This window comes from Acetobacter papayae (assembly GCF_047721125.1).
In the GTDB taxonomy this organism is placed as follows: domain Bacteria; phylum Pseudomonadota; class Alphaproteobacteria; order Acetobacterales; family Acetobacteraceae; genus Acetobacter; species Acetobacter papayae.
The window spans coordinates 14,011-28,766 of the sequence record NZ_JBDNWF010000020.1 but is presented as its reverse complement, the minus strand read 5'-3'; the positions used below and the strand labels follow the sequence as shown (position 1 = coordinate 28,766).

The 14,756-nt window shown below is 61.6% G+C and carries 13 protein-coding genes; 7 read left to right on the top strand and 6 right to left on the bottom strand.

The window, feature by feature from the left end:
* Window positions 1-16: 16 nt before the first annotated feature.
* The 4 genes from ABF757_RS07685 to ABF757_RS07670 all read right to left on the bottom strand — a co-directional run bounded on the left by ABF757_RS07685 (window position 17) and on the right by ABF757_RS07670 (window position 3,678).
* Complete coding sequence (locus ABF757_RS07685; protein WP_025860251.1) at window positions 17-523, bottom strand: helix-turn-helix domain-containing protein; 507 nt, start codon at window positions 521-523, stop codon at window positions 17-19.
* A 168-nt stretch (window positions 524-691) separates the two neighbouring features.
* Window positions 692-2,332 (bottom strand): apolipoprotein N-acyltransferase, encoded by a 1,641-nt coding sequence (gene lnt, locus ABF757_RS07680; RefSeq protein ID WP_415481636.1) that lies wholly within the window; start codon window positions 2,330-2,332, stop codon window positions 692-694.
* A 90-nt stretch (window positions 2,333-2,422) separates the two neighbouring features.
* Window positions 2,423-3,271 (bottom strand): GNAT family N-acetyltransferase, encoded by an 849-nt coding sequence (locus tag ABF757_RS07675; RefSeq protein ID WP_415481635.1) that lies wholly within the window; start codon window positions 3,269-3,271, stop codon window positions 2,423-2,425.
* Complete coding sequence (locus ABF757_RS07670) at window positions 3,268-3,678, bottom strand: Fur family transcriptional regulator (RefSeq protein WP_035370507.1); 411 nt, start codon at window positions 3,676-3,678, stop codon at window positions 3,268-3,270. The genes ABF757_RS07675 and ABF757_RS07670 overlap by 4 nt, the downstream gene beginning before the upstream one ends.
* A gap of 218 nt (window positions 3,679-3,896) precedes the next feature.
* On the opposite strand from ABF757_RS07670, the gene ABF757_RS07665 reads away from it, so the two are divergent.
* Window positions 3,897-4,154 carry a sulfurtransferase TusA family protein gene (locus ABF757_RS07665; RefSeq protein ID WP_025860248.1) on the top strand — a complete coding sequence of 86 codons (258 nt, stop codon included), beginning with the start codon at window positions 3,897-3,899 and terminating at the stop codon, window positions 4,152-4,154.
* Window positions 4,155-4,201: 47 nt separating this feature from the next.
* Here the strand turns inward: ABF757_RS07665 and rho are convergent, their stop codons facing one another.
* Window positions 4,202-5,500 (bottom strand): transcription termination factor Rho, encoded by a 1,299-nt coding sequence (gene rho, locus ABF757_RS07660; RefSeq protein ID WP_025860247.1) that lies wholly within the window; start codon window positions 5,498-5,500, stop codon window positions 4,202-4,204.
* A gap of 229 nt (window positions 5,501-5,729) precedes the next feature.
* Window positions 5,730-6,848 carry a magnesium transporter CorA family protein gene (locus ABF757_RS07655; RefSeq protein WP_415481634.1) on the bottom strand — a complete coding sequence of 373 codons (1,119 nt, stop codon included), beginning with the start codon at window positions 6,846-6,848 and terminating at the stop codon, window positions 5,730-5,732.
* A gap of 283 nt (window positions 6,849-7,131) precedes the next feature.
* On the opposite strand from ABF757_RS07655, the gene trpB reads away from it, so the two are divergent.
* The 6 genes from trpB to ABF757_RS07625 all read left to right on the top strand — a co-directional run bounded on the left by trpB (window position 7,132) and on the right by ABF757_RS07625 (window position 14,568).
* Complete coding sequence (gene trpB / locus ABF757_RS07650; RefSeq protein ID WP_415481647.1) at window positions 7,132-8,364, top strand: tryptophan synthase subunit beta; 1,233 nt, start codon at window positions 7,132-7,134, stop codon at window positions 8,362-8,364.
* Window positions 8,361-9,194: a tryptophan synthase subunit alpha gene (gene trpA, locus ABF757_RS07645; protein ID WP_415481633.1), complete on the top strand. Its 834-nt coding sequence runs from the start codon at window positions 8,361-8,363 to the stop codon at window positions 9,192-9,194. Before trpB ends, trpA begins: the two co-directional genes overlap by 4 nt.
* A gap of 25 nt (window positions 9,195-9,219) precedes the next feature.
* Window positions 9,220-10,464: a TIGR03862 family flavoprotein gene (locus ABF757_RS07640; RefSeq protein WP_415481632.1), complete on the top strand. Its 1,245-nt coding sequence runs from the start codon at window positions 9,220-9,222 to the stop codon at window positions 10,462-10,464.
* Complete coding sequence (locus ABF757_RS07635) at window positions 10,461-11,936, top strand: helicase HerA domain-containing protein (RefSeq protein WP_415481631.1); 1,476 nt, start codon at window positions 10,461-10,463, stop codon at window positions 11,934-11,936. Before ABF757_RS07640 ends, ABF757_RS07635 begins: the two co-directional genes overlap by 4 nt.
* 58 nt (window positions 11,937-11,994) lie before the next feature.
* Window positions 11,995-13,179 (top strand): ATP phosphoribosyltransferase regulatory subunit, encoded by a 1,185-nt coding sequence (locus ABF757_RS07630; protein WP_415481630.1) that lies wholly within the window; start codon window positions 11,995-11,997, stop codon window positions 13,177-13,179.
* A gap of 99 nt (window positions 13,180-13,278) precedes the next feature.
* Window positions 13,279-14,568: an adenylosuccinate synthase gene (locus ABF757_RS07625; protein WP_415481629.1), complete on the top strand. Its 1,290-nt coding sequence runs from the start codon at window positions 13,279-13,281 to the stop codon at window positions 14,566-14,568.
* Window positions 14,569-14,756 lie beyond the last annotated feature (188 nt).

The window sequence follows — 14,756 nt, the reverse complement described above, 5'->3', positions numbered from 1 at the left end:
AGGCCGAAGCGAGGCCTCACTCTGCGGATGTTTCGTCGCTCATGGATGTGATCAGATCGAGGATTTTCTTGCGCAGGGCAGGCTGCGGAATTCGGTAATAGGCGCGGACCAGTTCTAGCGTTTCCTTGCGTGAGAGCAGAGCCTGATCTTCCGAGCCGGTGCAGGCTGCGGATTGCTGGGCCTTGTTGAAGGGGGGCCGCTGGTCTGCAACTTCCATGGCAGGGTGCGATGGCGTGTGGCTGAAGGTCTGCCGCCCGCTGCCCATGTCATCAAAAAAGAAGCTGATCGGCACATCAAGGATGCTGGCGATATGGTACAGGCGTGAAGCCCCGACACGGTTGGCCCCGCGTTCATATTTCTGAATCTGCTGGAATGTGATGCCGAGTGCCTCGCCCAGTTTTTCCTGGGACAGGCCAAGCTGGGTTCGGCGCAGCCGGATGCGGCTGCCCACATGAAGATCAATCCCGCCTGATTGTAACGTGGGTGTGACACTGCGTGTCGTAATTTTGTCGACTGCGGTCACGATGGAAACGTTTCCCTCTGAGGAACAGGTGACGAAGGGAAGGTCACAATTTTCACGATAAAGCTGTTTATAGATGAAATCACGACCACCGCCAGCGCAAGTTACAGCAAGGAAGATGAAGGATTGGTAATAACGTGGCTGGAATAAAAGAAATTCTCGAATTTCTGTTCATTTAGGGCTTTTTTTGCGGTTTCTGATACGACTGATACAGACAACGAGCAGTATAATGCACGCACTTAGGGGAATGGTCTGGCCATACAGGCCAAAAAGCGTAGCGGGCAGGGGGGCAGGGAGTGGCACAGCGAAGGCTGCGGTGCGGTTCCAGCCCAGACTGTGCAGCAGGTGGCCCCGCCCGTCATAAACGGCGGAAATACCGGTATTGGCGGCGCGTGCAATCGGCAGGCCTTCTTCAACAGCCCGTAGTCGGACTGAGGCCAGATGCTGCCGTGGTCCGGCACTGTTTCCAAACCACGCATCATTGGTGATATTGGCCAGCCAGCGAGGGCGGTCATGGTGGTCTGTCACGTCCCCAGAAAAAATCACCTCGTAGCAGATCAGCGGCCCGACAGGGGGGAGGCCACGCAGGTGCAGGGTGCGGGGGCCGGAGCCTGAGGCCATACCGCCTTGCGGTACGATCTGAAGGGGGATGAAAGGCGGCTGGTATTCACCAAACGGCACAAGCCGCGCCTTGTCGTAAAAATCTTCCACAGTGCCATCGGGGGCGAGGGCCAGCATGGCATTGCGGTATCGGCCCTGCTCATCCACACGTAGGGCGCCAATCAATCCGGCTTCGGCACCACTCCCCCAACGCATGATGATCGCACGGGCCTGCGGGCTGTCCTGTAGCAGATCGTAACCGGGGAAGGATGTTTCAGGCCACAGGAAGACAATCGGCCTGCCAGTATTTTCCGGTTCCGCATCGGCCGGGTTTTCAGGGGCGGGGGGGCGGTGATCAAGGGCGAGCGCCTGCTGCACGCCGTCATGGGTCAGGCGCAGATAACGCAGGAAAATATCGCGCGGGTTCAGGCGGCCGACCTTTTCGGTTTCCGGCACATTGCCCTGCGCGATCACGGCAATCGGCCCTTCTTCTCCACTTGGGGTGACGGTGTAGAAACGTACGGCCCCCACCATGGCCCAGACCAGCACGGCAGCGGCACCACCACCCAGAATCAATGCACGGATACGGGGTGACAGGAGGCTACCACGCAGGCAGGCAACGCCCGCCAGCGTGCTGAGCAGGACAAGGCATAGGGTCAGTCCGTCTTCGCCTACCCATGCAGCAGGCTGGATCAGGATATCCCCCACCACGCCGGGAATGGCCAGACAACTGCCCAGAGCGTTCCATGTGAAACCACTGAACAGGAAGGTGCGGCTCATATCCGCCAGTGTCCACAGGGCGGCAAAGGCACCAAGCCGCCTGACACCCGGCGGGGCGAGTAAGCTGAGCGCTGCGGGTGCTGCTGCTGTGGGAGCCAGAATCAGGGCGCATCCCAATGAGGGGAAGGGTACGAACCACCAGAATTCGTCAGCGCGGATCAGCACGGCATGAATGAGCCAGTACAGCCCGGCAGCATAAAAGCCAAAGCCGAACAGGCCACCCGCCCACGCGGCGCGCTTCCAGCTTGTCGCTGTATTCAGCGTTTTACCCAGCAGGCCAAAACTGAACAGCAAAACAGGAAGGAAATGCACGGGTGGCAGAGCCAGTGCAGCAAGCACGCCCAAGCCCAGCATACGGCCTGTAAAACGCAGGGAGGTAGGGGTAAAACAGGTCCTTACGGACGGCGGGAGGAAAAACCTCGGCAGACGCATGGATAAAAGTCGCCTGTAGATAAAAGGGCCGTGCGCAAAGAGTAATGGTCAGGGGTGGCGTAAGGCACGATTCGCCGCCCCTGTGGCACTTTAGTCCAGTGCGTCGCGCAGGCGGCGTTCATAATGGCGGTAATATTTGTCCGCCAGAAGTTCGCTCTTGACCAGAATGGCTACGTCCGTGGTGTTGAACTGGGGGTCGATTACCGCACCATCACCAATATAGCCCCCCAGACGCAGATACCCTTTGATAAGAGGGGGAAGCCCAACAAGGCATTTGCGCACATTCAGGGTATGCGGGTCGGTACGCAGCATTTCCACCCGACGATCTTCCAGAGCCCTTACACGCAGGGCCGGAGGGGCCAGATGGTTGTGGTAGAGATAGGTCAACTCATCGGCAATGCGGTCCGGGTCGGTGCCGGGCAGGCTGGCACAACCAAACAGCAGGTCGATGCGATGCAGGAAAATATACGAGGCAATGCCACGCCATAGAAGCTGCATGGCGGCACGGCCGCGATAGTTTTTGTCTACGCAGGAACGCCCGACCTCAAGCAGCCTGCCGGGAAAATCCTGCAACGGCGTGATGTCGTATTCGCTGGAAGAATAAAAACGCCCGATGCGTTCGGCGGCATCGCTCTGAACCAGACGGTAGGTGCCAACAACGCCCCGCTCGTCGGAGGCGATGGCATTGTCGATCACCAGCAGGTGGTCAGCAACAGCGTCGAATTCGTCAATATCGCGTTTGAGGCGGAGGGTCTGCGCATCGGGGTGCGCACCCATTTCCTCGTAAAACACCCGGTAACGCAGCGCCTGAGCGGCTTCGCGCTCGGCATCGGTTTCCGCAATACGGACACTCAGGCTGCCGCCGTGCAGTTCGGGAAAGCTGCTACGGTCCAGATCCAGTGTGGACAGGCCGCCGCCACTGGCGCGTGCGGAACTCATGTCGTCTCTCCCTTGCGGTGCGGTGCCGCAGCACCCGCGGCCGGCTTCTTTTTCTTGCCGAACAGTTCAAGGCGCAGGGAAACGAACTCGAAACCGAGACGGTCGGCCATTTTGCGCATGAGTTCTTCGGGTTCGGGGTCTTCGAACTCGATGACCCGGCCATTATCCACATCAATCAGATGGTAATGGTGCCGTCCATGCTCGGTGGCTTCATAGCGGGCGCGGCCCCCGCCGAAATCACGGCGCTCCAGAATTCCTTTTTCTTCTAGAAGGCGCACCGTACGGTAAACGGTTGCCACTGAAATACGGGAATCAAGGCTGAGTGCGCGGCGGTAAAGCTCTTCCACATCGGGGTGATCGTCGGCTTCGGAAAGCACGCGCGCGATCACTCGCCGTTGGCCTGTCATTTTCAGGCCATGTTCCACACACAATTGCTCGATACGTGATTCTGCCGCTTGTGCCTTCACGATCCCAAACCTGCCTGTACTGTCATGCTTGCGTCTGTCTTTCAGGTAGCCGAAAGGTAAGGTGTTTGTCCAATTTTACGCGGATACGCGCTAGACCGGATGCTCGTTATGGTAGGTATATATGCCTGCAAAGAGGGGAGAAATGCAAAATGGTGACCATGACCGACAATGAGCCCAGCACTCCTGCGATTGTCGAACTGGATATCACCGCGGATACATGCCCCCTGACTTTCGTGCGAACCCGCCTGGCGCTGGATAGCATGGCCCCGGAAGGCGTGCTGGTCGTGCGCCTGAAAGGGGAGGAGCCGCATCGTAACGTGGGGCGTTCTGTCCGCGCTCTGGGCCATGCAATCGTTTCCGAGGTGGCGCATGCTGATGGCAGCATGGTGCTGATCATTCGCAAAAAAGCCGGCTGAAAACCCGATCGGGGCCTCTGGCCGGCTTTTTTTGTCCATTTGTCCGCCTAGTTGTTCATGGCCTCGAAGAAGTCGTTGTTGGTCTTGCTGTATTTCAGCTTGTCCAGCAGGAAGTCCATCGCGTCCATGGTACCCATGGGGGCAAGGATACGGCGCAGCACCCACATCTTGGACAGGGTGGCGCGGTCCACCAGCAGTTCTTCCTTGCGGGTGCCGCTCTTGGTGATGTCGATCGCGGGGAAGGTGCGCTTGTCGGCAAGCTTGCGATCCAGCACCAGTTCGGAGTTGCCGGTGCCCTTGAACTCTTCGAAAATCACTTCATCCATGCGGCTGCCGGTGTCGATCAGCGCAGTGGCGATGATGGTGAGCGAGCCACCTTCCTCGATGTTACGGGCCGCACCAAAGAAGCGCTTGGGGCGCTGCAGGGCGTTGGCGTCCACACCACCGGTTAGCACCTTGCCCGATGAAGGCACAACGGTGTTGTAGGCGCGCGCCAGACGGGTGATGGAATCCAGCAGGATCACCACATCGCGCTTGTGTTCGACCAGACGTTTGGCTTTTTCCAGCACCATTTCCGTCACCTGAACGTGGCGGTGGGCCGGTTCGTCAAAGGTGGAGGAAATGACTTCACCCCGGACGGAGCGTGCCATGTCGGTCACTTCTTCAGGGCGTTCGTCGATCAGCAGAACGATCAGGAACACCTCGGGGTGATTGGCGCTGATGGAGGAGGCAATGCTCTGAAGCATGACCGTCTTGCCCGAGCGCGGCGGTGCGACAATCAGGGCGCGCTGGCCCATGCCGATGGGCGAGACAAGGTCGATTACGCGCGGTGTAAAGTCTTTCTGCGCGCCTTTCTTGCCCTTTTCGCTTTTGGGCTCAGGGGCGGTGGCCTGACTTTCGACTTCCATCTGCAGACGCCGCTCGGGGTAGAGGGGCGTCAGGTTGTCGAAGTTGATGCGGTGGCGAACGGCGTCGGGCGATTCAAAGTTGATCGTGTTGATCTTGAGCATTGAAAAGTAACGCTCGCCGTCGCGCGGGGCGCGAATCTGGCCTTCCACCGTATCGCCGGTGCGCAGGCCGAAGCGGCGCACCTGCGTGGGGGAGATGTAGATGTCGTCCGGGCCGGGCAGGTAGTTGGATTCGGGCGCACGCAGGTAGCCGAATCCGTCATGCATGATCTCGAGGGTGCCCTCGCCATAGATAGCCTGGTCGTTGTCGGCCAGTGTCTTCAGTATGGCGAACATCATGTCCTGCTTACGCAGGGATGAGGCGTTTTCGATATTCAGGTCTTCAGCACAGGCCAAGAGGTCGGCTGGAGACTTGGCCTTGAGTTCCGCAAGATGCATGAAAAAATGCCCTGACTGGCAAGAAAGTTCGTGAATAGAACGAAAAGCCGGGACTGTACCGTGTGCATTTCCGCGCTTTCGCCGTGCGGACAGAATGCGTCCGTGGGTGAAAGGAACCAGAAAGCGGTTGAAGTCCTGACATGGAAGGGGAAATGCTGGGCAGGTGAAGTCAGCCAGCGTTGTGCGCAAAGGATAGGGGGCGCGTGGTGCGCCGTCAAGATATATGCGGTTATTTGATCCCGCCCAACCAGCCTTTGCGCCAGAACCACATCAGCGGCAGCACAATGGTGGCGGCCATCAGGCTGAGGGCATACCAGTAGCCGAACGACCAGTTGAGCTCGGGCATGTCCTTGAAATTCATGCCGTAAATACCCGCGATCAGGGTCGGGGCTACCCCGATGAAGCTGACCACGGTCAGTACTTTCATGACGCCGTTCTGGTCGATATTGATAAAGCCCAGCGTGGCGTCGAGCAGGAATTCAACCTTGTCCTGTGCCTGCGATACATAGGCATCAAGCGAGGACAGGTCGCGGCTGACAGTTGTAATACGCGTGCGCTGCGCACCGGAAAGCGTATAGGCGGCGGCTCGTGCATCGGCTTCGGTCAGGGGTTGCTGTGCCGCGCTGATCTGGCGGCTGCTCAGGGAGAAGCCGGGGGCTGGGGCCGCAGAGGCGGTTTTGCGGCTTTCACTCAGGAACAGCGTTATGCGCTCCATACCTAAAAGCGTGTCACGCATGCGTGAGCAGAAACTGCCTGCACTCCCCACCCGTTGCAGCAGGTCGCGCTGGCGCGAGGCCATGGTGCGTATCTGTGGTCCCTGCTGCGAGGGACGGAAAATATCGTGCGACAACGTATCGAGCAGGTTGCCCATAGCTTCGAGCACATCGGCCAGTCGGTCCACGATGGTCTCGATCAGGGCCACCAGAATTTCGCCCGCGTGCAGCACAGCATGTGGTGTGGTGGCGGCATCGGGTGTGGCTGCGGGTATGGCGGTATGGTCGGACACAAGCTGCGCCACGGTTTCAAACGCCTGATAGGGCTGAAAGCGGATGGTAAACAGCCGCTCATCGGTTAGTACGAATCCTACCGGGGTGCTGAGGAATTCGGTGCCATTGCGCTTGAGCAGGGGGGAGGACAGGAACGCCACACCCTTGCGGACACTGATGCGTGATGAGCTTTCAATGGCGTTCAAATCATCAAGGGTCGGCAGTTTCTGCCCGCACAGGCTTTCCGCCAGTTCCAGTTCCTGTTCGGTGGGGTCGAGCAGATCAAGCCAGACCGAGCCTGCCGCGTCCTCGGGTGTTTCAATGGCTTTTGTGGCTGTACCGGGTCTGTGAGCCAGAAACATGCGAGTCTCCCTGCCTGTCTGTTGGGTGCACTATCACGCTGGTGCGTGCCGGCCGGAGGGGTGGCCGGATGTGTATGGCCGCTACAAGGGGCGGGGCCATACGGGCAGGCCGGACTATGGGGCAGCCTCCCCCGGCTTGCAAGATTGCGGCGCGGGACTGTGCAATTCGGTGCGGTATCTGGTAAGCGGGGCGCATAACGGCTGTACGGGCAGGGCGGCGCTCTATGCGGTGCCGTGGCGCACAGGCGGCAGAGGAGTGGTGGAACTGGCAATGGCAAACCTGATGGAACAGCAAAAAGCAGCGCTGGCAAACAGCTCGCTCCGGCATGAACCGGATAGCCGGGGTCATTTCGGCGGCCGGTATGGTGGCCGCTTCGTGGCGGAAACCCTGATGCCGCTGATTCTCGAACTGGAAGCCGCCTACGCACAGGCCAAGGCCGACCCCGCTTTTCAGCGTGAGCTGGATTATTACCTCAAGGATTATGTAGGCCGTCCCAGCCCGCTATGGCTTGCCCGCCGGATGACCGAAAAGCTGGGGGGAGCGAAAATCTACCTCAAGCGTGAGGAACTCAACCATACCGGCTCGCACAAGCTCAATAACGTCATGGGGCAGATCCTGCTTGCCCGCCGCATGGGGCGCACGCGTATCGTGGCGGAAACAGGGGCGGGTCAGCACGGGGTTGCCACGGCCACGGTCTGTGCCCTGTTTGGCCTGAAATGCGTGGTTTACATGGGTGCCACCGATGTGGAGCGGCAGAAACCCAACGTGTTCCGTATGCGCCTGCTGGGGGCGGAAGTCGTACCCGTGACAGCCGGGGCCGGTACCCTCAAGGATGCCATGAACGAGGCCATGCGCGACTGGGTGGCCAATGTGGCGGATACCTACATGCTTATTGGTACGGTTGCGGGGCCTTCGCCCTATCCGGCCATGGTGCGTGACTTCCAGAGCGTGATCGGCACCGAGGTCAAGGCCCAGATGCACGAGGCCGAAGGGCGTCTGCCCGATGTGGTGGTGGCTGCCATTGGTGGTGGTTCCAATGCCATGGGCATTTTCCACCCTTTCCTTGATGATACGACCGTGCGCCTGATCGGCGTGGAAGCCGCAGGTCACGGGCTGGATAGTGGCAAGACAGCCGCCTCCATCGAGCGTGGTCGCCCCGGCGTGCTGCATGGCAACCGCACCTATCTGCTCCAGAACACCGATGGCCAGATTGAGGAAGCGCACTCCATTAGCGCGGGGCTGGATTATCCCGGCGTTGGCCCTGAACACGCATGGCTGAACGATATCGGGCGGGCTGAATATGTAGGGGCCACCGATGGGGAGGCGCTGGAAGCCTTCCAGTTCTGTACCGGGCTGGAGGGCATTATTCCCGCGCTGGAATCCGCGCATGCCGTGGCCTACGCCATGAAACTTGCCCCCACCCTGCCTGCCGACAGCCTGATGGTGGTCAATCTTTCCGGCCGGGGCGACAAGGATATCTTTACCGTGGCCGAGCATCTGGGGGTGGAACTGTGAGCCGTATCGCCAAGCGTTTTAGCGACCTTGCCGCGCAGGCGCGCGGCGCGCTCATTCCCTATCTGGAAGCTTATGACCCCGACCGCGAGACCTCGCTGGCCCTGCTGCGCGCCATGCCCGCGGCTGGTGCCGACCTGATCGAGATCGGCATGCCGTTTTCCGATCCGTCGGCCGATGGCCCGGTTATTCAGGCGGCGGCCCTGCGCGGGCTGAAAGCCGGTGCGACACTCGCCGGTGTGCTGGATATGGTTGCGGCCTTCCGGCAGGATGATACCGATACGCCGATTATCCTCATGGGCTATGTTAACCCTGTTGAGTCCTATGGCTACGAGCGCTTCTGCAAGGATGCGGTGGTAGCCGGTGTGGACGGCGTGATTCTGGTCGATCTGCCGCCAGAGGAAGCCGATGTGATCGAGGCTCCGGCCAAGGCCGCCGGGCTTGCTATCATCCGCCTTGTTGCCCCTACCACCACCTCAGAGCGGCTGGGTTATGTGCTGTCTCATGCTTCGGGCTTTGTCTATTATGTCAGTATTGCTGGCATAACCGGCACACGCACCGCCAGTGCGGGTGATCTGCGTGCGGCTATTCCGCGTGTGCGTGCGGCTACGAGCCTGCCGGTGGCCGTAGGTTTTGGCGTGCGAACGCCAGAACAGGCTGCTCAGGCGGCCAGTATTGCCGATGGTGCCGTTGTGGCTTCCGCCTTGCTGGAAACGCTGGCCGGTACACTGGATGCACAGGGCCGCGCCACGACTGCGACCCTGCCCACCGTGCTGGAGCAGATTGGCGGGCTGGCAACGGCGGTGCGCGCCGCAGGCCGCCAGACGGTATGAGCGCGAGCCGGTTCTGGCGCACGACATGACAGAGCCGTTTCGCGTTACGGTTGTAGGCGGTGGCCCGGCGGGGCTTGCCGCAGCGGAAGTGCTGTCTGCCGCCGGGTGTGCCGTGCAGGTGCTCGACACCATGCCAAGCTTTGGCCGCAAGTTCCTTATGGCCGGGCGGGGTGGGCTGAACATCACCCATTCCGAACCGCATGAGGCGCTGGAAAGCCGCTATGGCGCGGCGGCATCCCGCCTGCATGCCGCATTATCAGAATGGACCACGCAGGATATCCGCCACTGGATGGATGGTCTGGGGCAGGAAAGCTTTGTGGGCTCATCGGGGCGGGTGTTCCCTGTGGTTATGAAAGCCTCGCCGTTGCTCAGGGCTTGGCTGGCACGGTTGCGCGAGCAAGGGGTGACCCTGCGCCCACGCACGCATTGGCTGGGGTGGGATGCGCAGGGGGCGCTGCTCGTGGCAGGGCCGGAGAGTGCGGCTGTCAGTTCGGAAAAAACTGATGCTCTAGTGCTGGCTATGGGAGGGGCGAGTTGGCCCCGGCTGGGCAGCACGGGTGGCTGGGCGGCTCTTCTGGCTGAACGGGGTGTGGAACTGGCGCCTTTTCAGCCTGCTAACTGCGGTTTTGCCGTGGCGTGGTCTCCCCTATTTGCCGAGCGCTTTGCTGGCGTGCCGCTCAAGCCGGTGGCCTTGAGTTTTGAAGGGCGTTCCGTCCGGGGTGAGGTCGTGCTGACAGCAGGCGGGCTTGAAGGCGGTGCGGTTTACGCGCTGTCCGCGGCCTTGCGTGAGCGTGTAGCGGCACAGGGCCACGCAACGGTGCTGTGCGATCTGCGGCCGGATATGAGCCTTGCCGATATGGCCGCAAGGCTTGCGCGCGTGCGGGCGCGCGAGAGCTTGTCCAACCGCCTGCGCAAGGGGCTGAACCTGTCTGCGGCTTCTATCGGGCTTTTGCGCGAAAGCGGGGCCGTGCCTGTCACCCCCATGGGGCTTGCCGAACGGATCAAGGCGCTACCTGTTCGGCTTGAAGCGGCGCAACCGCTGGCCCGCGCCATTTCATCGGCGGGTGGTGTGCGCTGGGCGGCCTGCACCGAGCAATACATGTTGCGGGCGTTGCCCGGCGTGTTCGTGGCGGGAGAAATGCTGGACTGGGAGGCCCCAACAGGCGGCTACCTGCTCCATGCCTGCCTTGCTACCGGGCGTGCGGCGGCTCATGGGGCGCTGGACTGGTTGCGAAAGCAGGGCGGGGAGCGGTATCCCGTTTCGTTATGAACAACATGATTACAATGGGTGAGGTGCCGGGGGGCGGTCCGGCACGGATGGATCTGGCCGAACTGCTGGCCACGCGCCTGCTGGTTCAGGGCAATTCCGGCTCGGGCAAGTCGCATCTACTGCGGCGGTTGCTGGAGCAGTCTGCCCGTATGGTGCAGCAGGCGATTATCGACCCTGAAGGGGACTTTGTCAGTCTGGCGGAGTGCTTTGGCCATCTGGTGATCGAGGCGGCGGATCATTCCGAAATGGCCATGCACGCGGCGGGCGAGCGCATGCGCGAGCATCGGGCCTCTGTGGTGCTCAATCTCGAAGGGCTGGATGCCGATCAGCAGATGCGCTGGGCCGCTGCTTTTCTGGGCGGCATGTTCGAGGTGCCGCGTACGTTCTGGTACCCCGTGCTGGTGGTGGTGGACGAAGCCCAGCTTTTCGCGCCTGCTGCGGCGGGGGATGTATCGGACGAGGCGCGCCGTGTCTCGCTTGGGGCCATGACCAACCTGATGTGCCGTGGCCGTAAGCGTGGTCTGGCCGGGGTTATCGCTACCCAGCGTCTGGCAAAGCTGGCCAAGAACGTGGCGGCGGAGGCCTCCAATTTTCTTATGGGCCGTACTTTCCTCGATATCGATATGGCGCGCGCGGCTGACCTGCTGGGCATGGAGCGGCGGCAGGCCGAATCGTTCCGTGATCTGGACCGGGGCACTTTTCTCGCGCTGGGGCCAGCACTGTGTCGCCGCCCGGCCATGGTGCGGATTGGTGCGGTGGAAACCCAGAGTCGTTCAGCAGGGCCGGTTCTGGCGCCGTTCGAACCGCCTTCAGCGCCGGTGCATGAACTGATTCTGGCACCCGTGCCGGTTATGGACATGCCTGCGCGCGTGCGTCGGGCTCCCCCTGCGCCCGTGCCTGATCTGCTCAGCCAGCTTGCTGCCCACGGGCAGGCGCAGGCCGAGCAGGAGCCCGAATCCGCTCCCCCCACGCCTGAAACCGATGCCGAGCGTGAAGCTCGCATGACGGCTATCCTGCGCGATATGCTCGAGGATGATGAGGTCGCCTTCCGCTCAGCCCCCGTGCTGTATCAGGACTTTCTGGTGCGCTGCCGTATCGCGGGGCTAGGGCGCAATGCGCTGGACATGCGGCGTTTCAACCGGCTGCTGGCGGTAGCGCGTAGTGGTGTCAGCGAGGATATATCCGGCTCGGATGACTGGCAGCAGGCCGAATCCATGGCGGCGGATCTGCCTGAGGATTTGCAGGGGGTGTTTTTGTTTCTGGCGCGCGCGGCCATTGAGCAGCATGCCTGCCCGTCAGATGCCGAGATCGCGCGTGTTTACGGCACAGTGTCCACCGGCCGCGCCCGCCGTCTGCTGGGCTGGCTGGAAGATCGCAACCTGATCGTGCTGCGGCCTGCAGGGCCCGGACGGCGGGTGCTGGCGTTTATTGGTGCAGGCTGGGAAACCCTACCGGGCGTTGCGGAAGGGTGAGCGCGCACGGGCGTGGCAGTGAAGGCAATGTCGCGGCCTTCGTGCATGATTTGCAGGCATGACGGGTGAGACAGGGAGTGCTATAGGCCGAGACATGACGGAAAACCCGCCCTTTAGCCCGGCCCTGCTGCCCGCTGGCTTTGTCGATCTGCTGACGCCTGATGCCCGCACACAGGCGCAGAGTGTTGCAGTCCTTATGGATGTGTTCACCTCGCACGGATATGACCCGGTGCGGCCTCCGCTCATGGAGTTTGAGGACACGTATCTGGCCGGGGCCGGGGCCGCGCTGGCGGAACAGGGTTTCCGTGTCATGGACCCGGATACCCGGCGCATGATGGTACTGCGTCCCGACATTACCCCGCAGGTGGCCCGCATGGCGGGTACGCGCCTCAGCGGTGTGCCGCGTCCCTTGCGTGTGTCCTATGCGGGCGAATGCGTGGTGGTGGCGCCGGTCGCTGCCGAGGAAAGCGGGCGGCAGATCATGCAGGCGGGGATCGAGCTGATCGGCCCCGATTCCCCCGAGGCAGATGCCGAGGTTATGTCTATCGGTGCGGAAGCCCTCTCCCGGCTTGGCGTGCGGGGCGTGTCTTTCGATCTGACCATGCCGCCTTTTATTCCGGCCCTGCTGGAAGAGGCGGGCGTGCCGCAGGCTGAACGCCCGGCACTCCTGCGGGCGCTGGACCGCAAGGATGCAGCTTCCGTGGCGGAACATGGGGGGGCACTGGCCGCAACGCTCATTGCACTGCTCGATGCCAGTGGTGCTGCTGAACATGCTGTGGCGCGGCTGATGGAAATTACCCTGCCGGAACGGGCCGAGGCTATTGTGCGCAGGCTGGTGGCAACGGTTGGCGCGCTGCGTGAGCGCTGCCCCGGCCTGAGCCTGACTGTGGACCCGGTGGAGTTCCGGGGCTGGAAATACCATACCGGTGTTTGTGTGACGCTGTTTGCTCAGGGCCGTTCGGAAGAGCTGGGCCGGGGTGGGCGTTACCGCTGTAACGATAATGAACCCGCCTGCGGGCTGACATTCCGCCCGGATGTGCTGTGCAGGCTTATTCCCGCCGCGCCGCCGCGCCCGCGTGTTTATCTGGCAACCGATTGCGACCACGCGCAGGCCGCCGAACTGCGCGCGCGTGGCCATGCCACGATCGGTGGCTTTCTGTCCGGCACACAGGCGGTGGAAGAAGCCCGCCGTCTGGGCTGTGGCTTTGTGCTTTCGGGTGCGGATTGTGTCGCGCTGACCTAGTCACGGATAGCAGATACAGGATCAACCTTTTGGCCCGGCCCTGTGCCGTGGCGCCCTTTTTCTTGACCAGCAGGCAGTTTTTTCAGGAGCAGACCCTCAATGTCCAACGTAACCGTGATCGGCGCCCAGTGGGGTGATGAAGGCAAGGGAAAGATTGTAGACTGGCTCGCCAGCCGGGCCGATGTGGTGGTGCGGTTTCAGGGTGGCCACAATGCGGGCCATACGCTGGTGGTCGGCAATCAGGTTTACAAGCTCTCGCTCCTGCCTTCGGGTGTTGTCAGCGGCAAGCTGGGTATTATCGGCAATGGCGTTGTGGTGGACCCGCAGGCCCTTTTGGCGGAAATCGCCCGGATTGGTGAGCAGGGCCTGTCCGTTACCCCTGAAACGCTGCGGATTGCGGAAAACGCGCCGCTGATTCTGCCGGTGCACGGTGCGCTCGACCGCGCGCGTGAAGCTGCGCGGGGCGACCGCAAGATCGGCACAACGGGTCGCGGCATTGGCCCTGCTTACGAAGACAAGGTGGCCCGCCGGGGTATTCGCCTGTGTGATCTGGCCGAGCCTGAAACGCTGGACTGGAAGCTGGATGAACTGCTGCTGCACCACAACACGCTGCTGGCGGGTTTGGGTGCGCCCACGTTTAGCAAGGCCGAACTGCTGGATTATCTGGCACAGGTAGCCCCCAGCGTGCTGCCGTTCATGGCCGCAACCTGGGATATTCTGGACGATGCACGCCGTCAGGGTAAGCGTATCCTGTTTGAAGGCGCGCAGGCCGTCATGCTGGATGTGGATCACGGCACCTATCCGTTCGTAACCAGTTCCAACACGGTTGCGGCCAATGCGGGCACGGGTTCTGGCATGGGTCCGGGGGCTGCCGGTTTTGTGCTGGGTATTGCCAAGGCTTACTGCACCCGTGTGGGCGAGGGGCCTTTCCCCACCGAACTGTTTGATGAGACCGGCCGCCGCCTTGGTGAGCGTGGGCATGAATTCGGCACGGTTACGGGGCGCCCGCGCCGCTGTGGCTGGTTCGATGCCGTTCTGGTGCGCCATGCGGTACGCGTAGGCGGGGTAGATGGTCTGGCCCTGACCAAGCTGGACGTGCTGGACGGGCTGGATGAAATCCGTATCTGCGTCGGGTATGAACTGGATGGCAAAAAGACGGAGCGCTTCCCGTCCGCACCGGCCGCGCAGCAGCGTATCCGCCCGGTTTATGAAACCATCGAGGGTTGGAAAGAAACCACCCACGGTGCGCGTCGCTGGGCAGACCTGCCCGCTCAGGCCATCAAATACGTGCGGCGGATTGAGGAACTGGTGGGCGCACCCGTTACCCTGCTGTCCACCAGCCCGGACCGTGATGACACCATTCTGGTGCGTGACCCGTTCGAGGGTTGATCCAGCGGCTGAAACAATCAACCCCCGTTTTTACGGGGGTTTTTTGGAACGCTCTGTTTGTCCGCCATGCGGCTTCATAAAAGTTTCACAAGCGTGTTTTCACCATGACAAACGTAGTTTTTTGCCGTGTCATGGGGTGTGGCAGTGTAACATAAGCCGCCTGCGCGGTTGTTTTTTGTCACATGCAC